Genomic DNA, 25,107 nt, shown 5'->3' with positions numbered 1-25,107 from the left:
CCAGCAATGAAAAAGCGACTGCTCTTTTCCCTGTTCCTTGCGCAGCTTACCCTCCTTGTCTGCGCACAAACCCTGGTACCGTATAAGGATTCCTGGAAATACCTGGTCACCGCCGCCGACCCCGGCACCTCCTGGCGCAGCCTGTCCTTTCATGACGGCAGCTGGAGCAGCGGCATGGGCAAGCTGGGCTACGGCCTGACCGGCCTGGCCACCACCCTCCCCTACGGCCCCAGCGCCAGCCAGAAATACCCCACCACCTATTTCCGCAAAACCATCACCCTGCCCGACCCCGCCCTGTACCACGACGTTACCGGCAGCGTCCAGTACGACGACGGCGTGGTGGTGTACGTCAACGGCACGGAGGTGTACCGCAGCAACCTGCCGGCAGGTACGGTCACCTACAGCACCCTGGCCTCCGCCCCCGCCAATGCCTCCAAAACCTTTACCCTCAGCCGGTCGGCCTTTGTCAAAGGCACCAACGTGCTGGCCGTGGAGGTGCACCAGGCCTCCCTTACCAACAACGACCTGGCCTTCGACCTGCGGCTGGTGGGCAACCCCGATAAAACCGCCCCCAAGGTGCAGTCGGTTACCCGCCTCGCCCCCGCCACGGCCACCACCAACGCTTCCGGCGTGACCTTCCGGGTAAGCTTTTCGGAAAAAGTGGGCGGCGTGGACGTTTCCGACTTTCTCCTGACGGCTACCACCGGCACCCCGACGGGTACGGTCAGCCGCGTTACCGCCGCCTCCGGAGACGGCACCGCCTACGACGTGCAGGTGGGCGGCATCAGCGGCTCGGGGGTCTTCCGCCTGGATCTGAAAAGCACCGGCACCGCCATTACCGACGTGGCGGGGAACAGCTGCAAAGGCTATAAATCAGGACAATCCTTTACCATCGACCGCGCCGCGCCCGCGGTGGTGAGCGTGAACCGCCAGGCACCCGCGCCGGCGCTGACGGGAGCTACATCCCTTACCTACCGCGTTCTGTTTTCCGAGGCCGTGACCGGCGTGCATACCTCCGACTTTGCCCTGGTACGGCTCGACGGCACCGTGGCCGGCACCATCGCCACCCTCACCGCTTCGGGCGGGGCCGGCACCACCTATGATGTAACGGTGGCCCCGGTCACCGGCTCGGGCAACCTGCGCCTGGACCTGAGAAGCGCCGGCACCGGCATTGCCGACCTGGCCGGCAACCACATCTCCGGCGGCTTTACCGGGGGCCAGCCCTACACGGTCGACCAGGTGCTGCCGCAGGTGTTGCGCATCAGCCGCCTTTCGCCCCTGGGCGAGATCACCAAGGCCTCCGCCCTCACCTACCAGGTGGTGTTTTCGGAAAAAGTCACCTCCGTGGGAGCAACCGACTTCACCGTCACGGGCCTGAACGGTACAGCCAAAGGCAAGGTAGCCAGCAGCGACGTGGACATGGTGGGCACCGACGGCACCACCTATAACGTGATCGTTTCCTCGGTCACCGGCACCGGCCAGCTGCGCCTCGACCTGAAGGCTTCCGGCACCGGCATCCAGGATGCCGCCGCCAATGCCTGCGGCGGCTTCAGCACCGGACAGCTCTACAGCATTGACAAGACCAAACCGCTGGTGGCTTCCATCGAACGGCTCGCCCCCGCCGCCACCCATACCAACGGGGGAACGGTCACCTACCGCGCCACTTTTTCCGAAGCGGTCAGCGGCGTGGATGCTGCCGACTTTTCCCTGACCACCGTTAGCGGCACCGCCAAAGGGGTGATTGCCCCGGATGCCCTGACACCTGTGGGCACGACCGGCACCACTTATGATATCAAAGTGTCCTCGCTGACGGGCAACGGGCAACTGCGCCTCAACGTGAAAAGCAGCGCCACGGGCATTGTGGACGTGGCGGCCAACGCCCTCGACGGCGGCTTCACCGGCGGCCAGTCCTTTACGCTGGACGGGGAAGCCCCCACGGTGGCCACCATCTACCGCCAGTTTCCCAATACCCCCGCCACCAACGGCACGGCCCTCACCTGGCGGGTAACCTTTTCCGAGGGCGTTTCGGGGGTGACGCCCGCCTGCTTCAGCCTCACTACCGTGGAGGGCACCCTCCGCGGCATGCTTGCCGCCACCTCCGTTACCCCCATAGGTACCGCCGGCACCACCTACGAAGTGCAGGCCTCCGGCGTTACCGGCACCGGCATTGTGCGGCTCGACGTGAAGGCTGGGGGCACCGGCATCAAGGATATCGCCACCAATGCCCTCGGCAGCGGCTTCGCCACCGGCCAGCCCTATACCGTGGACCAGACCCCGCCGGTGGTGTTGCGCCTGCTGCGGCAGGCGCCCCTGGGCGAAACCACCAACTTTTCTTCGGTGGTGTGGCGGGTGACCTTTTCGGAAAAAATCCTGGGCCTGGACCCTGCCGACTTCCTGCTGACCACCCTGGCCGGCGCCCCCAGCGGCGAGCTGTTCACCAACGCCGTGACCCCGGTGGGTGCGGACGGCACCACCTATGACGTACGGGCCTCCGCGGTCACCACCTTTTCCACCCTGCGCCTGGACCTGCGTCCCGGTGCCGCCCTGACCGATGCGGTGGGCAACCTGCCCACCGGGGGCTACTACCAGGGACAGCCTTTCAAGGTGGACCCGCCCCCCACCGTGCTGAGCGTGGACCGCCACGGGCCCCTGGGCGAATTCACCAACGCGGCGGCCGTGGCCTGGCGGGTAACCTTTTCCGAAGCGGTGAGCGGCGTGGATGCGGCGGACTTTACCTTGACCACCCTCAGCGGCACCCCCAGCGGGGAGCTGACCACCGTGACGCCCGTGGGCACCGGGGGCGCCGTGTACCAGGTAACGGCCGCATCGCTCACCACCTCCGAAGTGCTGCGCCTGGACCTCAAGTCCAGTGGCCTCGGCATCAGCGACGCCCTGGGCACGCCCCTGAGCAACGGCCCTTCCCCCAACGGCAACTTTACCTTCAGCGGCTTCCGAACCGGCCAGACCTATACCGTCGACAAGGCGGCGCCCACGGTGACCTCCGTCAACCGCCAGGCGCCCACCGCCGCCATCACCAATGCCACGGGGGTAACCTTCCGCGTGACCTTTTCCGAAGCGGTGACAGGTGTGGACCCTTCCGACTTCGTCCTTACCACCCTGGCGGGCACCACCCGGGGCACGCTGGCGCCGGGCGCTATTGTGGCCGTGGGCACGGCGGGCACTGCCTACGACGTGACCGTGCGCCCCGTTTCGGGCACCGGCAGCCTGCGGCTGGACCTTCAGGGCACGGGCATTACCGACCGGGCCGGCAACACCACCTCCGGAGTCTTTGTCACCGGCCAGCCTTACAGCTTCGACTATACCCCACCGGCAGTACTGGGCATCAGCCGCCTGCGGCCGCTGGCCGACTCGGCCCACGGCTCCTCGGTTACCTACCGCCTGCTGTTTTCCGAAGGGGTAACGGGCGTGGACCCGGGCGACTTTGCCATCACCACCCTCAGCGGTACCCCTACCGGCAGGCTGACGGCCACGGCCGTGCAGGCATCGGGCACCGGGGGCACCACGTATGATGTGACCATCAGCGCCATCACGCGGCTGGTGACGCTGCGCCTGGACCTCAAAGACTCCACCGGCATCGTGGATGCGGGCGGCAACACCCACCGGGGCTACACCAGCGCCCCGATTTACACCATCGATCCCGCGCCGGTGGTGGACAGCATTGTGCGGCGGTCGCCGCAGGACGAGGTCACCAGCGCCGCGGACGTGACCTTCCGGGTATATTTTTCCGAAAAAGTGAAGAACGTGGACCCCACCGACTTCTTTACCACCGCCGTCACCGGCGATGTGCGCGGTACCCTGGCCGAGCTGGGCAACGAAACCCTGGCCTCCCGGCCCCTGCCGGTAGTTGCGGCGGCCGGCACCGGCGGCACCACCTACGACGTGTCGGTGCATGCCATCACCGGCACCGGCACCCTGCGGCTGGATGTCAAGGAAGGTGGCACGGGCATTAAGGACGAGGAGGGCGAGCCCCTGCTCGGGGGCTTTACCGGCGGGCAGACCTACACCATCCAACAGCCTGCGGCCCCGGGCTTTACCACGGTAACGGACCTGGGCCCCGTACCCATTGCCAAGAATACGGCCGACAAGCCCCAGGGCAAGCTGTGGTACTATGCCTACAAGTGGTGGAGCGTGCTGTGTACGCCTTCGGGCACCAAGGTGTTCCGCCTGGACGGCACCACCTGGACCGATGTGCTCACCCTCTCCGCCTCCCAGGTGGTGCATGCCGACTGCCGCCTGGTGGGCAACCTGGTCCATATCCTGCTGTTTGAACCCGAGAACGACTCCTACCTGGTGTCGGTGGAATACGATGCGGACACGGACAAGTACAAGCTGTGGAGCGAACGGAAAGACCGGGTGAAGCTGGAGTTCGGCACGGGGGCGGAATCCGCTACCCTGGCCATCGACGGCAGGGGCCGCATGTGGGTGGCCTCGGCGGCCAAAACGGATGTGAACGTGCGCTGGAGCGACGCCCCTTATTCCAATTGGAGCGATACCTTCCGCATCGCCCAGGGCATCCTGGACGACGACATCTGCGCCATCACCACCCTCATCGGAAAGATCGGCGTGCTGTGGTCGAACCAGGCCACGCAGCGCTTCGGCTTCAAGACCCATGACGACGGGGCCGACCCGCGGGAATGGTCGGCCGACGAAGAGCCGGCCTCGGGCCAGGCCCAGAGCAAGGGCAACGGTTTTGGCGACGACCATATGAACATCCTCTGCTCCAGCGACGGCATCCTCTACTGCGCGGTGAAAACCTCGTACGACACCCCCGGCTACGCCAAGATATCCCTGCTGAAACGGACCACTTCGGGCCATTGGAGCTTTTACCCGGTTTCCTCCATCGAAGGTACCCGCGGGGTGGCCATCCTGAACCAGGCCACCGGCAAGCTAAGGGTGGTGTATTGCTCCAAGGAGGAAGGGGGCGACATCATTTACCGCGAAACCGATGCGTCGGACATTTCCTTCGGGCCGCCCCGCACCCTGATCAGCGGCAGGTACCTGTTCAACGAAGCTACCACCTCCCACCAGCCCAATTACGGCGAAGTGGTGATCCTGGCCACCAACCAGGACGTGGAACCGAAGCTGGCCGTGGGGGTAATTGCCCGCGACGAAAACGGCCGGCCCCCTTCCCTGGTAGCACCGGCAACGGCAGCGGAGCAGGAAGCCCAACCGGTAAAGGCGCAAACAGCGCTCTGGGCCTATCCCAACCCGGCTGCCGGCGCCACCACCCTGCGCTATATGCTGCCGCAGGCGGAAGACTACCGCCTGGTGCTGCTGGATGCCCGGGGCATCCGCATCCGGGAGTTGAAACGGGGAAGCGCGGAAGCGGGCAAAGCCCTTTCCTACCGCCTGGACGGCAGCGAGCTGGCGAACGGCGTTTACCTGGTACAGTTACAGGCCGCTTCGGGTACCAGCACCGTGCAGCTGATGATTGAAAAATAAAGAGGTGGAGCAATTTCGTCTCGCCTGGGGCGAGACGAAATCCCCTTGGTTCTATAAAAAGAAAAAAGGGCTTGAATAGAAATTCATGCCCGTATTAAGATCTAATATCCTATAAAAAACAGAATAAATATAAATAACCTCAACCATAATAAAGAAGCAAATCCGCATTCTTTTTCGACCAGGGCAAAAAATAATTTCGACGTCATTTTCCCTCCTTCCGGCCGCTGCTTCCGGGCTTTTCCCTTCCATTAAAACCACAGCCGTATGCTCCAAGTCAGGTTTTGTTTTCTGTTCACCGCCTTGCTGGCCACCCTCCTCTCCGCCCGGCCGCACCCCGCCGCCCGTCCCGTGGTGGTGCGCATGGGACGGCTGTTGCCTTCAGCTGCCGAAACCCATGCCCCCGAGGTCACCTTCCGCATCACCTTTTCCCTGCCGGTCCGGGGCGTGGATGGGGCCGACTTTATCCTTACGGCACTGAAAGGCGAGGCCACCGGCCGCGTCAGCGCCGTAAGGGCCGCAAGGGTCCCTTCCGCTACCTGGGACGTGACGGTCAGCGGCATTACCCGCGAGGTGCGGCTGCGCCTCGACCTGAAAGGGAGGAGCACGGGCATCACCGATGCCCGGGGCATCGCCCTGGGCGGGGGCTTTACCGAAGGGCCCAGCTACGACATCGAGGATCCCCTGCCCTTCGTGGCCGGCATTACCCGGCAGGCGCCCCGATCACCCGTTACCTCCGCGGAGGCGGTCACCTTCCGCGTGGTCTTTTGCCGGGAGGTCCGGGGCGTGGACCCCGACGACTTTTACACCACCGCCCTGTCGGGCGATGTGCGGGGCTCGCTGGCCGGCCTGGCCCGCGAGCCTACCGGCGATGCGCCCCTGCCGGTGCTTACCCCCGTGGACCAGGAAGGCACCACCTATGACGTGACGGTGCACGCCATCAGGGGCACCGGCCGGCTGGGACTGGAAGTGAAACCGGGGGGCACCGGCATCAGGGACAACGAGGGACGCCCCCTGTTCGGCGGCATAAGCCCCGGCGAGACCTACACCTTCCGCCCTCCCGCTGACCCCTTCCTTACTTCCCTGGCGGACCTGTCGGCCGTGGCCGTTGCCAAAAATACCGGCGAAAAACCCCAGGGAAAGGTATGGACCTATGCCGGCAAATGGTGGAGCGTGCTGGCCACCCCTTCGGGTACCCGGATCTTTAGGCTGGACGGCACTTCCTGGACCCCGGTACTGCAGGTGTCGGAGGAGCAGGAGTTCCATGCCGACTGCCGCGTTGCCGGCGCGGTGTCCCACCTGCTGCTTTTCAGGGAAAACGCCGAATCGTACCTGGTATCGGTGGAATACGACAGGGCAACGGACCGGTACCGGCTGTGGAAGCAGCGGCCTGCGGCCGTGAAAATGAACTTTGAGCCCGGAGCGGAAACCGCCACCCTGGCCCTCGACGGCAAAGGGCGCCTGTGGATCGCGTACGCCGCCACCTCCGAAGTGCTGGTGCGGTGGAGCGAACCGCCTTTTTCCAAATGGGAGGACGATATCCGTATTGCCCGCGGGATCACCGATGATGACATCTGCGCCATCACGCCCCTGCCCGGCGGCATCGGTGTGCTCTGGTCCAACCAGGAGGAGCAACGCTTTGGCTTCCGCACCCACCGCGACGGGGAGGCGCCGGACCGCTGGTCCAAGGATGAAGAGCCGGCCGCCCAATGGGCAAAGCGCCAGGGCAACGGCTTTGCCGATGACCACCTGAACGTGGTTTGTGCCGCCAACGGTACCCTGTACTGCGCGGTCAAAACCTCTTACGATACGCCGGGTTATCCCAAATTGTCCCTGCTGGTACGTCCGCCGGCCGGCGGCTGGGGCTTTTACCCCGTCACCTCGGTGGAAGGCACCCGCGGCATCGTGGTGCTCAACGAGGCGGCCCGCCGGCTGAAGGTGGTGTACTGCACCCAGGAAACCGGCGGCGACATGGTGTACCGGGAAACGGCCTTGACCCGTATTGCGTTCGGTCCGCCCCGAACCCTGATCAGCGGTCCCTTCCTGTTCAACGAGGCTTCCTCCACCCACCAGCCTACCCGGGGCGAGGTAGTGATCCTGGCCACGAAGCAGGACACCGAACCAAAGCAGGCCGTGGGGGTGCTGGCCCGCGACGGCAAAGCCCGCCCGGGAGATCCGCCACCTTCAGGGGACAGCAGCAAACAGGAATCGGGCTGCCCACCTCACCTGCAGGTGTATCCCAACCCGGCCGGTGTCCGCTCCATGGTCCGCTTCCCCCTGCCCGCAGCCGGCACCTACCGGCTGGCGCTCTATGACCAGAAGGGCGCTATGGTAGAGGAACTGCAAGGCGGCCAGGGAACAGCAGGCCAATGCCTTACCCTGCCGCTCGACTGCCGCCACCTGCCGGGGGGCGTTTACCTGCTGCGCCTGCACACGGCTTCCGGCATCCAAACGGTGAAACTGGTGGTCCACCCCTGAACTTATCGCCCCGCCGCCCTGCCGGCCTCCCCTGCCCCCCTCCGGCTGATGCTGCGGGGGGCCGATGCCAGCCCCGCAACTTCGGCGGCGCTCAGCGCCCCGTGGTACAGGCGTACCTCGTCCAGCGCCCCCTTCCAGCGGCGCAGTCCCAGCAACGAACCGATCTGCAGCCCCGAACGGTTTTCCAGGATCGCTACCGGGCCGGCATAGGTGATGGCAGTGTCCAATACCCCGTTGACATAGATCCGAGAAGTGGTGCCGTCAAAGGTGGCCGCCACATGCATCCAGGTGCAGCTGTCGAAAGGATAAGGCATCCGCGACACGAGGCGATAGGCATTACCGTGGGTATCATGGTTGAAGCGGAATTCCAGCCGGCCGTCATCGTTGAGGGCAAAGCTGTAGCCGTCCGGGCCCGATTTACTTAAAATGGTGCGGGTGCTGACGTCCAGGGGCCGGATCCAGGCGGCAATACTGAGGGCATCGGTGATCCGGAGCCCCGGATGGTCGGGAGCGATGGCCACGCGGCCCTCCGATCCCGGGAGCACCAGGGCCAGCCCTTCCCTGCCGGCGGTCCAGCGCACGTCCCTGGGATCCTGCAGCCGGGCATGGTGGCCGTTGCCGGAATGGTCGGTAAGCACGGCCCCCTGGCCTTCGTCCATCTTCCAGTGACCCACCAGGACAGCCGGAGGGGGCGGTTCGGTAGTAAAACGCCAGGCCTCGGACCAGTCCGAGGGGCCGTTGCCGGTAAGGGCCTGCACCCTCCAGAAGTAAGTGGTGTGGGTCCGCAGGCCGCTCACCCCTTTCGTGCGGTCGGTAATGCCGCCCTGGTCCAGGACCGTGGTGGCAAAGTCCGCCCGCAGTGCCACCTGCAGGCGGTAAGCAGAGGCCCCGGCCAGGGCATGCCACGATAAGACGGCAGGATGGAGCGCGACGGCCGTGGCGCCGTTGGCAGGGGCTGCCAGCCGGGGCTGCACGCCCGCAGCGCCCCGGAAGCAGGCGGTCACCGTGGTGGCGGCGGAGGGCGTAAGCCGGAGCTCCGGGTCGCGGACCTCTCCGCTGTCCGTTTGCCAGTGGTCGAACACATAACCGGGCCGCGCCAGGGCTTTCAAGGACAGGGGCAAGCCGCTGAAATAGACGCCCCGCCAGGGATAAGGCTGCAGGCTGTCGGCCCCGGGCGTGTGGCCGTTGATTTCCAGGGAATTCAGCCGAATGCCGCCCTGCTCCGGGCCGCTCACCTGCAGCGTTAGCCGCAGGGTATCTGCCAGCTGAAAATGGGTCATCAGGTGCTGCCGCAGGAAGGAGGGCCGCAGGCGGGCAAAATCCTTCAGCACTTCCACCTCCTCGGCCCAGCGGCGGGGCGAGGGCTTGCCCCACCGGCTGTCGTGTTCCGGTATCTCAGGCTCCACGAGGGCTTTGACGCTGTCGACCAGGGCATGTACCCGGCCGGGGACAAAAACCGAATTGAGCTGGTCGGCGATGCGGTTGATGAACGCCTGTTTAAAGGAAGGGTTGGCGAGCAGCGCCCGCAGCAGCACATTCGGCCACTCCTCGCTTTTATAGGGACTTTCCGGGGCGGTCGTCCAGGCGATGGCATCGAACTGCGGGTCTTCCAGTCCCAGGTCGACGTCGTGCAGGATCCAGCGCCAGCGGCCGTCGCGGCCGGGGAGCGCCGCCGGGTTATAAGGCACCCGTTCCCGCCAGTAATCGATATTGCTTTGCGGCCAGTCGGTATTGGCGAAATAGATTTCCGCGCTGTAGTAATCCAAATAATTCTCGACGTCCATGCGGCGAGCAACCCCCTCGAAGCCGGCAACCGTGGACAGGTCGGTTTTTTGGAGGTAGCGCAGCAGCTCGTCGTAATGGTCGGCATCGCCTTCGCTCACTTCCAGATTGCCCGACAGCAGGTCGAGGTCATCGGGGTCCACGCCGTAAACGGAGGCCAGGAAAAATTTGTCGGGCCGTTCGCGCAGGTTGTGGAGGCCCCAGTATTCGCCGTTGAGGAAGACCACCGTGGGCCGGTAGTGCTGGATGGGCAGGATCGAACGGACCAGCATATGCGCCAGCGCATCTTTAAAAAAGGTCCGGCCCCAGTCATTGCCCGAGTTGCGCAGGATCAGCCGTTTAAAGCTTTTTTGGGAATAGCGGGGAAAGACCGCGTAGTCGAGGGTGGCCTTGCCGTACGGGGCCCGGGCCAGCACCCGCAGGGACTTTTGGGGAAAGCGGCGGCTGTAGTCGCCGTTGATGCGCAGGCCGACGTCCTGCTGGAAGGCTATATCCGGCCCGAAGAACTCGACGGAGGCGGGACGTTCCCAGTCCTCCCCTTCCTGGTTGTAGTTGCCGATCTCGCCCGTGGTGTCGTCGGTATTGCCGGGAACGTAGATACCCCGTTCGGTGCCGAACAGGCTGTCGCGGGGGGCCACCACCGACACCACCGGCAGGGTATAGGGGCGGCCCGGCAGCACCAGGAAGGTACCGGTAAGGGTGCCGGAAACCCCCGTGGGGCCTTTGAACGCCCGGGCCCGCACCACCGTGCCCTTCCGTACCAGGCCTTCGGGTGGCTCCCAGGCCCGGGAGCCGCTGATGATCCTGTTGGTGGGGATCAGCGAAAGGTCGTTGGGCTGGCCGGAGCGGTCGCCGATGTGCAGCGGCTGGTGGTAAAGCGGCGAGGTATCCGTGGGGATCGAACCGTCGAGGGTGTAGCGGATCGCCACCTCCCCGTCGGGATGCGTCAGGGCCACGGTCTGGGCGGTGGTATACACCCCGGGGGCCACCGAAAAGGCCGGCAGGGACAGCACGACTCCCCCGCTGCCGGCACGGGGTGCGATTACGGTGTCCCGTGGACCGAAGGAAGAAAGCAACAGCAATAGAAGAAAAAGGAAAGTCGTGGTTTCCAGAAAGGAGCCTATGGTAGTTGCGCTTTTCATAACAGCATGATGTAGCATCCGGTAGATTTGGATTGGCGGAATGGAACAAAAAGCGGAGCGGAAAAGGCATAGGCAGCCACCGGGTGCTAAAGCAACGGAAGGATGCCATTACTGCTTAAGGTAAACACCTGGCAGAAGAAATCAAAGCCTCCTGCTCCATTTATATTTTCGCCATGCATACGGCATTGAACGCTACGAAAATGCCCCCGGCTAAGGCTGCCGTTCGGGCAGCACCACGTGGAAGGCCGCCCCCTTTCCTTTTTCGGCTTCGGCCCAGATGGCTCCCTGGTGGTTCCGGACGATCTTTTTACAAAGGGCCAGCCCGATGCCGGTGCCGCCATATTCCTTGGGGTCGTGCAGGCGCCGGAAAATATCGAAGATCAGTTCCGCATCCCTGGGGTCGAAGCCAATGCCGTTATCGCGGAACACCAGGTGGAAATACCGGAGGCCCGGCGGGAGGGCATGTACCCGCGCCTCCTCGTCCCCGAAGGGCTCTACGGTAATGAAGATGCGGGGTTTTTCACCCTTCCGGGTAAACTTCAGGGCATTGCCCAGCAGGTGGCTGAACAACTGCTGCATCTGGAAGCGGATGGCTTCCACCCGGGGAAGGGGGGCGGCTTCCAGGGTGGCCTCCTGTTGCCGGAGGAAGCCCTCGAACTCGGTTTTGAGCTGCAGCAGCAGTTCGGCCAGCCCCACCGACTCAAAGGCCGGCGCCTGCTGGGAAAGCAGGGAATACGCCAGGACGTCCCGGATCAGGTGCCGCATCCGCAGGGAGGCGTTGACGATCTTTTCGATGTATTCCCGGGCCTGCGGCTCCTTTTCCGCCAGGTTGCTTTCCAGCATATGGGCGAAGATGGTGAGCTTGCGCAGGGGTTCCTGCAGGTCGTGGGAAGTGATGTAGGCAAACTCTTCCAGCTCGGCATTGGATCGCTGCAGGTTTTTGTTGGCTTCCTCCAGCTCCCGGGTCCGTTTGCCGACCAGCTCTTCAATTTTTTTGCGGGTCACCACCAGGTCGGTCACCTCGCTGGCCACGGCCATGATGCCGCTCACCGCGCCGTCCGAATCGTACAGGGGTTCGCAGGCCACATTGATAAAGACCGTTTGGGGGGCTCCCTCCCGCACCAGGATCACGGGGAGCTCGTCGGCGTTAAAGGGTTTGCCGGTGGCCAGCACGCCGGCCAGCAGCGCTTCATAGTCGCGGCTCCAGGCTTCGGGGATCGCGGAAAACACCGGCCGGTGCAGCACCTCGGCGGCCTGCCGCCCCCATAACTCAACCATGCGGTGGTTGGCGATTTCCACCACGAAGGAAGGACCCCGGAAAATGCAGAGGGCCACCGGCGCCCGCAGGATAGTATTGCGCAGCGTCTTTTCGCTTTCTTCCACTTGCTTGCGGGCCATTACCCTTTCGGTGACATCCACAGCCATGTTCAGGATGCCGTAGATGGCGCCTTCGCGGTCACGCAGGGCTTTGTAGCTGTGGTTAATGTACAAGGTCTGCAGTTTGCCGTTGACCATCATGTCGGCCCGGTCTTCCTTGCCCAGGTAGGTTTCCCCGGTGGTATACACCCGGTCCAGCAGTTCGAAAAAGGGCTGCCGCTCCAGTTCCGGCAAGGCCTCCCTCAGGGTTTTGCCCACGATCGAGCGGTCGCGGCCGATGATGTGCAGCATGGCCTCGTTCACGTACCGGATCCGCATGTCGGGGCCGCAGAAGACACTGGTGGGGACGGTGGCTTCTTCCACCAGGTTGCGGAAGCGCTGTTCGCTGTCCTCGGCCGCCCGCCGGGCAACGACCTGCTCCGTTACGTCCTGTACCAGCATCATCACGCCGGTGATGGCGCCGTCGGCCTCCCGGTAGGGCTGGTAGGTCAGGGTCAGGTAGCGGGGTTTCCGCTTTCCGCCGGCGGGGGAAAAGTGGGGATATTCGTAGAGCGAGAAGGGCGTGCCGGTGCGGCGGACCTCGTCCAGCAGCTGGCGGGTGGGCCGCTGGTCCGCAGGAAGGATATCGAAGATGGACCGGCCCCGGATCTCCTCCAGCTGGCAAAGCACAAAATCGCAATAAAACTCATTGGCCTCCTCCACCCGGTAGCCGGGAAGCGAAAGCACGGCAATACCGATAGGAAACTGGCGCACCAGGTTCTGGAAACGCCCTTCGCTTACGGCCGGTGTATGGAAAGGAGATTTCATGAAGCAGCCGGTATTTAATGATAAAAATAAGTAATCCGTTCCAACTTCCCTAGGCGGCAAAGGAAGGGCCGCAGGTTTCCCGCCGCCGGCGGGCAACAAATTGTTAATACTAACTTAACACAAAAATCATAGGAAGGGCGGGGGCGCTTATGTATATTTATTTAGATAAGCTCATGAATAAAAGTACCTATATGACCAAAACGAAACTCATCCCCCGTGATATCAGTTGGCTGGGCTTTAACGGCCGCGTGCTGCAGGAAGCCGGCGACCCTTCCGTGCCGCTGAAAGAGAGGATTCGTTTCCTGGGCATTTTTTCCAACAACCTCGATGAATTCTTCCGCGTACGGGTAGCCACCCTCCGCCGCATGGCGGCCCTGGACAAAAAGGACATCAGCCCCGCGGAAGACCCCCAGCAGGTGCTCAGCGACATACAGGTACAGGTGCTGCAGCAGCAAAATGAATTCAACCGCATCTGGGAAGAGATCCTGGCCGAACTGGCGGAAAAAAACATTTTTATCATCAACGACACCGAGCTTCACGCCGGCCAGCAACAGTTCGTCAAAAAGTTTTTTGAAGAAGAGGTCCGCAGCAACATCATCCCCCTGCTGCCGCAAAGCAATCCCCAGTTTCCCTACCTGCGCGAAAAATCACTCTACCTGGGCGTGGTTATGAGCCGCCGCGCCAGCGCTTACGACCAGCAGTATGCGCTGATTGAAGTGCCGGCCAAAGCCGTGGGCCGCTTTGTGCTGCTGCCGCCCGAAAACGGCAAGCAATTCATCATCCTGCTGGAGGATGTGATCCGCTTCAACCTTCCTTCGCTGTTTTACTATTTCGGTTTCGAACAGTTCGCCGCCCACACCTTTACCGTCACCAAGGATGCGGAGCTGGATTTCGACACCGACCTGTCCACCACCCTGATCCAGAAGATCGAAAGAGGCCTCAAAAACCGCCGCAAGGGCCAGCCGGTGCGGTTTACCTATGACCACGACATGGACAGCGGCCTGCTGGAGTACCTGGTCCGCAAACTCAACCTCTCGGGCCGCGACAGCGTCATTCCCGGCGGGCATATCCACAACTTCCGCCACTTCATGAACTTTCCCGACGTGCTGCCCTCCCGCCAGGGCCGGCGCGCCCCGGTGCCCCACCCGGCCCTGGCGGACGGCGCCCGCATCACCGAGGTTGTGCTCCGCAAGGACGTGCTGCTGCACATGCCCTACCACTCCTTCAACCCGGTGATCGACCTGCTGCGCGAAGCCGCCATGGACCCCGGCGTGGAAGTGATCAAGATCAGCCTGTACCGGCTGGCGTCGGATTCCAAAATCATCAATGCCCTCATTAACGCTGCCCGAAACGGCAAACAGGTGGTGGTGGTGCTGGAGCTGAAAGCCCGCTTCGACGAGGAAGCGAACCTGAAATGGAAGGAACAGCTGGAGGTGGAAGGCGTAAAGGTGCTGGTAGGCTACCAGAACATGAAGGTGCATGCGAAGATCTGCCTGATCCGCAAACGCCTGGGCAAGAAGGTCGTGCAGTACGGCCTGATCGGTACCGGCAACCTGAACGAACAGACCGCCCGGGTGTATGCCGACCATTGCCTGCTCACCAGCAACCGCCAGGTGATGGCCGACGTCAACCGCGTCTTCGATTTTTTGGAAGCCCCGAAAACGGATTTCGGACTGCTGAAGGGCTGTAAAACCCTGATGGTCTCCCCCACGGGCATGCGCAACGAGATCACCCACCTGATCAACAAGGAGATCAAGCAGGCCCGCCAGAAAAAACCGGCCGCCATCCTGCTGAAGGTCAACTCCCTGAGCGATCCGGTGCTGATCCAGCACCTGTACGAGGCGGCAGCCGCCGGCGTGGAAGTGCGGCTGATCATCCGCGGCATTTTCTGCCCGAAGCCGGAAGAAGGAAAGGGCAAAGGCCCCATCCGGGCCATCAGCATCGTGGACGGCTACCTCGAGCATGCCCGCGTCATGGTCTTTCACAACGGCGGCAAACCAAAGGTCTATCTTTCCTCGGCCGACTGGATGGTGCGCAACCTCGACCACCGCGTGGAGGTGGCCGTGCCCCTGCCGGACAGGGAGCTGTGCCAGGAACTGCAGGATCTTTTGGACCTCCAGTGGCAGGACAATGTGAAGGCCCGGCTGCTGGACGGCTCGCTGTGCAACCAGCATGTGCCGGCCAACGGGGCCCCCAGGGTGCGGGCGCAGGCCGAGATCTATACCTATTTATCGGCTCGGGCCTCCCTTCGAAAAATTTCGGATGTCGGATGTCGGATTTCGGAACCCTTCAAAAAAGATCGACTCCTTCTGCTCTCCATCTCGCCCTAGGCGAGACGACATCCGAAATCCCTCAGAAGGTGCAGGAAAACGTAAGAAAATAAGCCCTCGGCTGAATGCAGATGACGCCAAAGGGCGCATCGGGGTTGGCGTTGCGCTTTTCCCTGGTGAACCCCTGCCGGTCCGTAGCGCCCGGGTAGCCGCCCGGCGGCGCCCAGCTCATGACCCCTTCGGAATTCAGGAGGTTGTTGATGTTCAGGCTGAGGGTGCACTGCCGGTTGAGGTTCCAGCCCGTACCCAGGTCGAACTGGCTGAAGCCGGGCAGCATAATGGCCTGGGCAATGTTGCCGGGCCGGCTGCCCATATACTTCCAGGAGAAAAAGCCGTAGAGCCGGTCCCCGTTATAAGCCGGCGTCAGGTTCAGCATCAGCCCCGGGTTGTTGTCGGCCCGGTTGCCGGAAAAATCCTGCAGCTCGTCATCCCACCGCCCGGGTCCATGGGCCACCCAATTCTTCCAGCTCAGGGATTTTGCCGTTTGCACGGTAACGGTGGCCCGCACCTGCAGGGTCCGCAGGAACCGGTATTCCGCTTCGCATTCCACCCCCAGGCTGCGGATGCTGTTGTATTGCGGCGGCGGGTAATACAGCCGGCCGGCGCTGTCCGGGAAGGAGGCCAGGTTAAAGAGCACATTGCTCAGCAGGCTGTAAAAAGGAATGATCCATACCCGGCTGTTTTTCCCGCGGGCCGTAAAGCCAATTTCCGCCTGGGTGGTTTGCTGCGCCCGGGGCCGGTCGTTCTCCAGCTTGAACGCGTTATCGTAGCTAAAATAATAGGTAAGATCAGGGGATTTTTGGCCGTGGGCAAACCGGCCGTATACCGCCATATCGTCGCTCATTTTATAGCTCGCCCCCACGGAATAGGAAAACGTGCCCAGGCTTTTGTCGTACGCAAAGGTGTTTCCCCGCACAAAATACTGGTTGTCGTAGAGGGTGGCCGCGTTGCCGTCCAGGCCGCCAAAGGAAGGATCGGTATAGCCCGGGTTGGGAACCCCGACGACGTTGCTGCCCTTTACCCGGATGTGCTCGTAGCGGCAGGCCCAGTCGGCTTTTACCTTGCGGCCCAGCTGCCAGCTGTGCTCAAAAAAAACGGCACGGTCGTACTGCACGGCCTCCAGCAGGTGAAATTCCAGTAGGCCGCCCAAATGGGTGTAGCCGTCGGCATTGGTCACTTGCAGCACCCGGCCGCTGCTGTCGGTAAGGGTCAGGTCGAGCAGCCTCGGCCGGTGCTGGACGGTCCCCACGCCAATGACCGGCAGGGTATTGCTGCTCTTCACCCGGGAGTGGGCCATAAAGCTGCCGGCGGTAAAGGTCATCCGCCCCACTTTTTTGGACACCATCAGCTGGTCCATGAACTCCTGCACCTGCGGCAGGGTGGTATAGCCCAGCTGGGTCAATACCCCTCCTTTCATTACCCCTTCGCCGGGAAGCGCAGTTTCCAGCATGCTGTAGGTGGCGCCGTTGGTGGTCTGCGCCCGGGCCAGCACCTGGCCGGTCGACCGGTCGCGAAACGTATAAATGCCCTTCCGGCCCAGGGTTCCCAGCAGGTTGTACAGGTTGGGACTGTCCACCGGCAGGGGATACACCAGCGCGCTGGACTGCCAGTTTTGCTTTTTGGCCGAGAACCGGAAATTATTGCTCAGCTTCCATCCGCCGCCCAAGGAATATTGCCCCTGCAGGCCGATGGCGGCCTCCCGGCAATGGGCCAGGGTGGTGGGGTCAAAGGAGCGGAAGCTGTCGGTACTTAAAAAGGGGTAGCTCGTCACCGCAGGTTCCAGCAGGTAGGTATCGGTTTGTTTGACGCCCGGCGCCAGCTTCGGCCGCTCGAAGTTGCGGGCCGGCAGGAATTCAAACCAGCCGTTGCGGTCGTTGAGGTATTTGACCGACAGCTTCAAATAACCGCGGTCGTATTTTTTTTCCAGGTTGCCGCGGAACTGCCCGCCCTCGTTGAGCGGGTAGCCTGCATAACGGGCGCCCTGGCTGTAGCGGTAAAAGCCGCCGGCATTGTAGTACCACCTTTTTTTGCCCGCCGGCCCGCCGATGTTGACATCCGCCCGGTAATAGCCGTTGCCGTCGCCCTCGATCCCATACTTGGCCTTGGCGAGCCCTGCAAAGCGCTCGCCCCCGGTTTTGGAAATATAGTTGAAGATGCCGCCCGGCGCATTGGGCCCCAGGATGGAAGAGGTGCCCGCCCGTACCGCCTCCAGGCGTTTGAACGAGGCGTCGGGCCGGCAGTAATAATCGGGGCCGAAATTGCCGAAGGTGACATTGGTGACGGGCAGGCCGTCCTCCTGGAAGGAAACGTAATAATAGCCAAAGGAGGCTTCGGTGGAATGAGCCGACACGCCCCGGGAATAAACGATGTTGCGGATCTCGCCCAGCGAGGAATTGACAAACACCCCCGGCACATGGCGCAGGATATCCGCGGCGCTGGCGGGGGCGAGTTTTGCGAATTCCGCCTCGTTCAGGGTGCTGACGGCAATGGAGGATTCCATCCGCCGGCTTTTGTCAAAAACGCCGGTAACGATCACTTCGTCGTAGGTGCGGATCTCTTCGGCCATGGTCAGGAGGATGGAAGTGCTGTTGCCCACCTTTACTTCGCGGCCCTGGTAGCCTGCCAGGCTGAAGCGCAATACGGCCGCCGGCGCCACGGTGATGCGGGCCCGGCCGGCTTCATCCGTCAGGGTGCCCTTGCCGGTGCCGGCTTCGACCACGCTTACGCCCGGCAGCAGCTGGCCGAAGTGGTTTTTCACCTCCAGGACCACTACCCTTTTTTCGGGCCGGGGCGCCGGCCCCGCTGCAGGCGGGGGTGGGGCGGCGGCCCCTGCCTGGCGGAACAGCAGCACCTGGTGTTCGTCGATCACCCGGTAGCCGATCCCTAGCGGGGGCAACACCTGCTGTAAAAAAGCGGCCAGCGGTTGACCGCTGAGCTGAATGCTGACCTTCCGGTCAATGCCGATAAAATCACTGCTGTAGACAAATTTTACCCCTGTCTGCGCCTCCAGTTGTTCGAGCACGGTCCGCAACTCCTGGTTGGGGGCGGAAACGGTGATGGTTTTTTGCAAAATGGCCTGGGCAGCCGCATCAGGAGGGGCAGCCAGCAGAAAGGAAAGAAACAGGAGCACAAGCCGGAAGATGTTCTTGCTCATGGCAACAGTTTAGGACGTAATTCCCCAGTGAATTTACTGATTTAATTGTCAGGGATAATATGGATTTTCGGACCAGCTGCCGAAATCCCGGGGCTTGCTTCCAGGTAAAAAAATAGCCCCCTGTAGAAACAGGGGGCGTAACCAAAACTAACTGCTTATGAGAAACTTATGAAAATATTCTTCTTATTGCCGGCTCAGGCGACCTGCAGGGCCGGGACCCGCGAAGCCCGGCAGGAAAGGTCCACTTTCTTAAAACCGGAGGAGAGCCGGGGAAATTGGGCCAGCACGCTGCGCACCCTATCGTTCCACAGCTCCATTTCCCAGGGTTTTTCCATATACATCCGGACGCCGGCGCCGTAAGCTGCTTTCTGGCAGGGCTCCAGGCAGCCGGTGCTCCAGAGCACCACCGGTACGGAACCGTAAACCGGGTGGTTGGCGAGCTGCTCTACCCATTCGATGCTGCCCGTCCCGGACGACCGGTAGGCGGCGAAGATCAGGAACGGACGAACCGATTCGGGATCAGCCCAAAGCGCTTCTTCTCCATCCAGGCAAATCACTTCGATACCGGGGGCGACTTCGGCGAGGGCTTCCCGGAAAAACTGGCAATCTTCCTCATCCTGGTCAATAATCAGTATCGTGTTTGCGTTCTGTAGCATCGGCGCTTTCGTTCTGGGCTCTGAAAATGGTGTTCCTTTTTAATTATAAAAACCTGACATTTCCGTCAGCTTTCTATTAAGACGATTGACGAGGTCCCGACCCCTAAAAAAATAAAAAAAAATTTTTCAGGGGGATTCCCTGCCGGGAAAGGCCCCTGTTTCCCCTGCTTTTTCACCCCGTTTACTTTCCAAAATCGGGGTTCATCCCCCAAAAGCGCCTGTTCGCCGATACCCCCTTCCAAACCTTTTCGGACCTCAGTATCTTAGAAAGACAATTAACCGCCTGATTGTAAACCTCACCGGACTTTACAGGTCTCTTATCCCAAGCTCCGGTACATGTCGCTGGTAGAAAGTCATCATCCTAAAAAATGTAGATTATGAAAGCCGAAAACAGACAACAGGAAATCAACAGACAACAGGAAATCATCTTTGTAACGTCCACCACCCTGAGCCACAGGGAATTGTTCGAAAAAGACGCTGTCGATAAAAGAGGTTATTATTCCGAAGAAGACCGCCTGGAAGAAGCCTGCTGGAACGGCCTGCTGGACGAGCTGATCCCGGAGGTTATGCAACGGTCGGGCTTTGGCAAAAAACTGGTGCTGTGGAACATCCACCGGGGCCCCTCCCTGTTTCACCTCCAGCTGGGCGAGTCGGAAGTCAGCCTGGACGACCGCTTTTCCCTGGACCCGCACCAGTTTCTTCCGTTCACCAATCTGAACTAAACCGGGAGCCGCCGGCTCCCGGGCAGTTGCCTTATCGAACCACGGTCATTTGCCCCGTCCGGCTCAGGATCTTTATTCCCGCCTGCAGCGTGATCCGGTAATAATATACTCCTTTCCTCAGGCGGGTGGCATCGGCATCGGTGCTGTACACCCCTGCTTCGAGGTGCCCGTTCTTCAGGGTCCTCACCTCCCTGCCCAATTCATCATAAAGTTTCAAGGTCACCTGTCCGCCAAAAGGCAGCTCGTACCGGATGCGGACCCTGTCCGCCACCGGGTTGGGTACATGCTCCAGGGTAAACCGGCTGTCGCTTTCATTGTCCTCATCGGCAATGGGCCCCATGCCACAAGGGGTTCCGCCCCCACAGGCCCCCGGTTTATCTCCATGACCGATATGGCTCATCAGGCTGCTGATCGCTGTGCAAACGGTCTTTCCCTGGTGGCAGACCAGCACCTTGTCCTTCCAACAGGCCTTTAACGCCCCGTATTTAAGGGTAGCATAATCCATATCGCTTCCGGCCACCGTGCTCATGCCGGTGACATAAACATTCCCCGGGCCGTCCACGGCCATCGCGATTGGCTCATCCGTATCATTGTTGGGGCCGTTGTACCGGGCCACCCACTGTTCCCCGCCTTTGGGACTGTAGCGGACGGTGGCAAAGTCGGCAGGCCCCTCTCCCGCCGTGCTGGAGCTCTTCCCCGTCACATACACGTTTCCGGCCCCGTCCAGGGCCAGGGCCACCGCACGGTCCATCCCGCCTGCGGGGCCGTTGTACCGTTTGGCCCACTGCTGCACCCCGGCGGCATTGTACTTGACGGTGGCAAAGTCGATTTCATCGGAGTCTACGTCATCACCCACCACGCTGGAGCCGGTCACATAAACATTGCCCGCGGCGTCCACCCCGATGGCCCGGGCTTCCTCGCCAAAGTGGGCCCGCCCGTCGTACCGGGCCACCCACTGCTGCACGCCGTTGGCCCCGTATTTTACGGTAGCGTAATCAATATTCGTGGCGCTGCCGCCATAGCTGACGCCGGTTACATAAGCATACCCGGAGCCGTCCACGGCCAGGGCCAACGCGCCATCGAAGCCGTTCACCGCACTGTTGTTGTACCGGGCCACCCACAGCTGGTTGCCGTCGGTGTCATACTTGATGGTGGCAAAGTCGGTGTTGACCGCCAGGCCGCCATAGCTTTCCCCGGTAACATATACATTGCCCCAGTCGTCCAGCGCCAGCGCCCGTACGACATCTTCTTCGGCCCCCGGACCGTTGTAGCGCCGCACCCATAGCCGGTTACCGTCGGTATCGTATTTAAGGGTGAGGTAATCATACCGCAGGGTGGGAAAGCCCTCGACAAACCCCGGCCCCTGGCTGTATCCGGAAACATACACATTCCCGGAGGCGTCCACCGCCAGTGCCACCGCCTGGTCCGTACTCAGGCTGTCATACCGCGCCTCCCATTGCTGCACGCCACCGGCATTGTATTTTACGGTAATATAGTCCTCGCCCTTGGTGAGGGTGCTGCTGCTGCCCGTAACATACACGTTCCCGGAAGCGTCCACGGCTATAGCGCTGGGATAATCCTGTACGTTACCGGGCCCCCGGTACCGGGCTTCCCAAAGTTTAGTACCATCGGCATCATACTTCAGGGTTAAATAGTCGCTGTTGAGGGTATTGGGGTCACCGGGCGTGGCATATTCCCAGCTCTGGCCGGTTACATATACATTGCCGGACGCATCCACCGCTATGTCGGCGGCCAGGTCGTTGTAATGGGCGGGGCCGGCAAACCGGGCCACCCAGGCTGAAGGGAACTGGTTCCAGGCCGCGAAAGCCAGCAACATAAGGAGCACCAGCAGTCCCGTTTTCTTAACGATTGGAGGATTCATCTTGCTGTTGGTTTTAGGGTGTAAAATGATGGAGTTTTTCGTTTATGCCTTACCGTTCCACGATCATTTTATTGGTCTGTTCCCACAGTTCCTTTCCGGACTTCAGCCGGAGGCGGTAATAATAAACGCCCCGGGAGAGCTGGGAGGCTTCCAGGTCCTGGGTGTAGGCGCCTTTTTTTGCCGGTGCCTCCACCAGCGTGAATACCAGCCTTCCCAATTCATCATAGAGCTGCAGCGACACCTGTCCGTCGATGGGCAGCTGGTAGCGGATGCGGGCGGTGGCCGCCACCGGGTTGGGAAAATGACCGAGGAGCAGGCGGGCAGGTGCTGCGTACATGGACTCGGGAAGACCGGGCGTTTCCCGCGTTATGGCGGCGGTGGCCTGGCTGTATTTAATGGTCAGGTAATCGTTACCAGTACCCAGGCCGGCGCTGACACCCGTTACATACACCTTGCCCTGCTGGTCCACCGCTATGGAGGTGGCGGCATCATCCGCATCGCCCGTACCGTTGAACCGGTCGGCCCATTGCTGCACGCCGGCGGCATTGTACTTGACGGTGACGTAGTCGCTGTTCTCAAAGATGACATTATCGCTTTGGCCGGTCACATAGATGTTGCCGGCCCCGTCCAGCACCAGGGCATTGCCCTTGTCGTAGAAGCCGTGGTCGTAGCGGACCGCCCACTGCTGCACGCCGGCGGCATTGTATTTTACGGTGGTAACATCTTCCTCTTCATCCGAATCGCCGCTGCCCACGCTCACGCCGGTAACGTACACATTCCCGGAGCCGTCCACGGCCACGTCGGTAGCTTCATCGAAACCGTTGCCGTCGCCGTTGTAGCGGGCCACCCATTGTTCTATTCCCGCCGCATTGTATTTGATGGTAAGATAGTCCTCGATGGAACCGGTGCCCGGGCTCCTGCCGGTCACATACACGTTGCCCGAGGCGTCCACCGCCACGGCGGAAGCGATATCGTGCCCGTTTTCGGTGCCGTTGTACCTCCTGGCCCAGACCATAGAGCCGTTCTTGTCGAATTTGAGGGTGGCGATATCGCCGGCGGTCGTTCCGAAGGCCTCGCCCCAACCGGTAACATACACATGGTTGGCGTCCATGGCTATGGCAGTGGCATGATCGTTCGAGTGGCCGTCGCCGTCATAGCGCTGCAGCCACTGCTGCGTGCCGGAGGAGTTGTACTTTAGGATGGCATAGTCCAGGTTACCGTTCGCACCATAGCTGTCCCCGGTCACATACGCGTTGCCGGAAGCGTCTACAGCCAGGGCCGTTGCCTTATCCGTATACGTGCCGGGGCCGTTGTAGCGCTTGGCCCATTTCTGGCTGCCATCGCTTCCGTATTTTATGGTGGCAAAATCCACATCGTTGACATTGACGTGGCTGTACCCGGTGACATAGATATTGCCGGAGCCGTCCACCGCCAGGGCGCTGGCGGCATCCAGGTGATTATTCGGGCCGTTATAGGTTTTTTCCCACGACCGGCTGCCGTCCTCATTCAGCTTGATGGTATGGTAGTCCAGGGGGCTGGAGCTGCCGGCTCCCTGCCCGGTCACATACACCTTTCCGGAACCATTTACCGCCAGGGCCGCCGCCTGGTCATTACCGTTTGCCAGTCCGTTCAGCCGTTTCACCCACTGCTGCGATCCGGAGGAACTGTACTTGAGGGTGGCAAAGTCGGTGCTGGTGCCGCTGCCCGGGCTAAAGCCCGTAATGTACACATTGCCCGAGGCGTCCAGCCCGATGGCGTTGGCCTGATCGCGTTCATTGGCCGGCCCGTTGTATTGTTTCACCCAGGTTTGCACGCCGGCGCTGGTGTACTTAAGGGTAACGTAGTCGAGCAGGGAAAATAGGAAGCCGCCGAAGCTCTGGCCGGTAACCAGCACGTTGCCGCCGGCATCGATGGCGATATCCCTTCCCTGGTCAAATTCACTCGCGGAATAGGAGGCGGCCCACTGCTGCACGCCGGTGGCATTGTATTTTATGGTCGCGATGTTAACATCTTCGTCGTGGCCGCTGTACCCGGTGATGTATACGTTATTGGACGGGTCTGCGGCTATGGCAAAGGCGTTGGTATGGCTGCCGCCGCCAAAGGTGGCCAGCCATTGCACCGTGCCGGCCGCATTGTACTTGATGGTCACGTTGTCGTAGTGGGCGCCGTCATCTTCGTCAATAGTGGTGGTGACCCTCCCGGTAACATACACGTTGCCGGACGCATCCAGGCAAAGGGCGTTGGCCTCATCCTTGTGGTGATCCGAATAAAAATAAGGACCGCTGAAGGCGTCGTGCCGCCGTACCCATTGCTCGGCCCCGGCCGCATTGTATTTTACGGTGGCATAATCAAAGTCGTCCCTGTCATCGCTGACCGGCCCCTTGCTTCTGCCGGTAACGTATACGTTGCCCGAAGCGTCTACCGCCAGGGCTGTCGGCTGGTCGTCGGCATTGCCCGGCCCATCGTAGCGGGCGGTCCAGAGCAGGTTGCCCGCGGCGTCGTATTTGAGGGTGGTATAGTCCTCGCCGCTGGCCGTGCCCGGGCTGATGCCGCTAACATACACGTTGCCCGAGCCGTCCACCGCCACGGCCACCGGTGCATCATCGCCATGGAGGGGACCATCGTAGCGTTTGGTCCATTTCAGCGATCCGTCGCTGCCGTATTTCAGGGTGGCAAAGTCGGCGCCGGTGCCGCTGCCCGGGCTGCTTCCGGTGACGTACACATTGCCGGAACCATCGAGGACCACCGCCATGGCCTTGTCATCGCCATTGCCGGGGCCGTTGTACTGTTTCAGCCATTTCTGGCTGCCGTCCTTGTCATATTTTACGGTGGTAAAGTCCAGCCCTTTTTCGCTGGCTTCCTGCCAGCCGGTCACGAGTACGTTGCCCGAGCCGTCCACGGCCAGGGCGGAAGCGACATCGGCGGAAAAGCCGCCGGTGGGCTTATACCTTTTGACCCATTCACGGCTAACCTGGGAAAAACAAAGAGGTGGAAGGAGCAGGAGGGCTGCCAGGAGCACTGCTATCCTGCAGAGAGGAGCATGTGTCATAACATTAGTTTTTGGTGATGCAATTGGTGACTCCGTTTTCACAAAGGCGGCCGGAAGGGGGGGGCAGTTTTGGAAGGGCGGGCACACGACGGCCCTGGCGGGAACATTTAGCTTCGTCAGCTTACATACTGATATGGAGGGAAACTACATACAGCCCGGAGCAAACCGCTGCAGGAGTAACGGCAGGGACTTTCGGCATAGTGGCTTTTTTTTCATGACCGTACGATTTTGGTTGTGCTGTTTTACGGGTACCTCAGGTAAAGGGCAG

10 protein-coding genes are annotated in these 25,107 nt (G+C 61.6%); 4 read left to right on the top strand and 6 right to left on the bottom strand.

The annotated features are described in order from the left end of the window. Nucleotides 1-6 precede the first annotated feature (6 nt). Both V9K67_RS00290 and V9K67_RS00285 read left to right on the top strand, forming a co-directional pair. Entirely contained in the window at nt 7-5,463 is a 5,457-nt protein-coding gene (locus tag V9K67_RS00290) for a T9SS type A sorting domain-containing protein (protein WP_336719249.1), read from the top strand. Between the two features lie 264 nt (nt 5,464-5,727). Further along, on the top strand, nt 5,728-7,938 hold the full coding sequence (locus tag V9K67_RS00285; RefSeq protein ID WP_336719247.1) for a T9SS type A sorting domain-containing protein: 2,211 nt from the start codon (nt 5,728-5,730) through the stop codon (nt 7,936-7,938). A 2-nt stretch (nt 7,939-7,940) separates the two neighbouring features. On the opposite strand, the gene V9K67_RS00280 is transcribed toward V9K67_RS00285, so the two are convergent. Further along, entirely contained in the window at nt 7,941-10,862 is a 2,922-nt protein-coding gene (locus V9K67_RS00280) for a CotH kinase family protein (protein WP_336719245.1), read from the bottom strand. Nucleotides 10,863-11,072: 210 nt separating this feature from the next. Further along, complete coding sequence (locus V9K67_RS00275; protein WP_336719243.1) at nt 11,073-13,046, bottom strand: PAS domain-containing sensor histidine kinase; 1,974 nt, start codon at nt 13,044-13,046, stop codon at nt 11,073-11,075. 191 nt (nt 13,047-13,237) lie between these two features. Here V9K67_RS00275 and ppk1 point away from each other — a divergent pair, with 191 nt between their 5' ends. Then, a complete protein-coding gene (gene ppk1 / locus V9K67_RS00270) occupies nt 13,238-15,376 on the top strand; it encodes a polyphosphate kinase 1 (RefSeq protein ID WP_336719241.1) in 2,139 nt (712 codons plus the stop codon). 22 nt (nt 15,377-15,398) lie between these two features. On the opposite strand, the gene V9K67_RS00265 is transcribed toward ppk1, so the two are convergent. Together V9K67_RS00265 and V9K67_RS00260 are read right to left on the bottom strand one after the other, a co-directional pair. After that, the gene (locus V9K67_RS00265) at nt 15,399-18,530 is read right to left on the bottom strand and encodes a TonB-dependent receptor domain-containing protein (protein WP_336719239.1); all 3,132 of its coding nucleotides are present in this window, start codon (nt 18,528-18,530) and stop codon (nt 15,399-15,401) included. A gap of 194 nt (nt 18,531-18,724) precedes the next feature. After that, nucleotides 18,725-19,186 carry a response regulator gene (locus tag V9K67_RS00260; protein ID WP_336719236.1) on the bottom strand — a complete coding sequence of 154 codons (462 nt, stop codon included), beginning with the start codon at nt 19,184-19,186 and terminating at the stop codon, nt 18,725-18,727. Nucleotides 19,187-19,563: 377 nt separating this feature from the next. Here V9K67_RS00260 and V9K67_RS00255 point away from each other — a divergent pair, with 377 nt between their 5' ends. Further along, nucleotides 19,564-19,908: a hypothetical protein gene (locus tag V9K67_RS00255; protein ID WP_336719233.1), complete on the top strand. Its 345-nt coding sequence runs from the start codon at nt 19,564-19,566 to the stop codon at nt 19,906-19,908. 31 nt (nt 19,909-19,939) lie between these two features. Here V9K67_RS00255 and V9K67_RS00250 read toward each other — a convergent pair whose 3' ends face one another. Together V9K67_RS00250 and V9K67_RS00245 are read right to left on the bottom strand one after the other, a co-directional pair. After that, nucleotides 19,940-21,790 (bottom strand): SBBP repeat-containing protein, encoded by a 1,851-nt coding sequence (locus V9K67_RS00250; RefSeq protein WP_336719231.1) that lies wholly within the window; start codon nt 21,788-21,790, stop codon nt 19,940-19,942. A gap of 49 nt (nt 21,791-21,839) precedes the next feature. Then, nucleotides 21,840-24,839: an SBBP repeat-containing protein gene (locus tag V9K67_RS00245; protein WP_336719228.1), complete on the bottom strand. Its 3,000-nt coding sequence runs from the start codon at nt 24,837-24,839 to the stop codon at nt 21,840-21,842. Nucleotides 24,840-25,107 lie beyond the last annotated feature (268 nt).

The organism is Huijunlia imazamoxiresistens (assembly GCF_037132455.1).
GTDB classification, from domain to species: domain Bacteria; phylum Bacteroidota; class Bacteroidia; order Chitinophagales; family Chitinophagaceae; genus Flavisolibacter; species Flavisolibacter imazamoxiresistens.
The sequence above is the reverse complement of the archived record's forward strand: the minus strand, read 5'-3'. Positions and strand labels throughout refer to the sequence as shown.

Coding starts and splice junctions, on each gene's coding strand:
- V9K67_RS00260 (WP_336719236.1), bottom strand. CDS start 19,186: ATGCTACAGAACGCAAACACGATACTGATTATTGACCAGGATGAGGAA.
- V9K67_RS00255 (WP_336719233.1), top strand. CDS start 19,564: ATGAAAGCCGAAAACAGACAACAGGAAATCAACAGACAACAGGAAATC.
- ppk1 (WP_336719241.1), top strand. CDS start 13,238: ATGACCAAAACGAAACTCATCCCCCGTGATATCAGTTGGCTGGGCTTT.
- V9K67_RS00290 (WP_336719249.1), top strand. CDS start 7: ATGAAAAAGCGACTGCTCTTTTCCCTGTTCCTTGCGCAGCTTACCCTC.
- V9K67_RS00265 (WP_336719239.1), bottom strand. CDS start 18,530: ATGAGCAAGAACATCTTCCGGCTTGTGCTCCTGTTTCTTTCCTTTCTG.
- V9K67_RS00275 (WP_336719243.1), bottom strand. CDS start 13,046: ATGAAATCTCCTTTCCATACACCGGCCGTAAGCGAAGGGCGTTTCCAG.
- V9K67_RS00250 (WP_336719231.1), bottom strand. CDS start 21,790: ATGAATCCTCCAATCGTTAAGAAAACGGGACTGCTGGTGCTCCTTATG.
- V9K67_RS00285 (WP_336719247.1), top strand. CDS start 5,728: ATGCTCCAAGTCAGGTTTTGTTTTCTGTTCACCGCCTTGCTGGCCACC.
- V9K67_RS00245 (WP_336719228.1), bottom strand. CDS start 24,839: ATGACACATGCTCCTCTCTGCAGGATAGCAGTGCTCCTGGCAGCCCTC.
- V9K67_RS00280 (WP_336719245.1), bottom strand. CDS start 10,862: ATGAAAAGCGCAACTACCATAGGCTCCTTTCTGGAAACCACGACTTTC.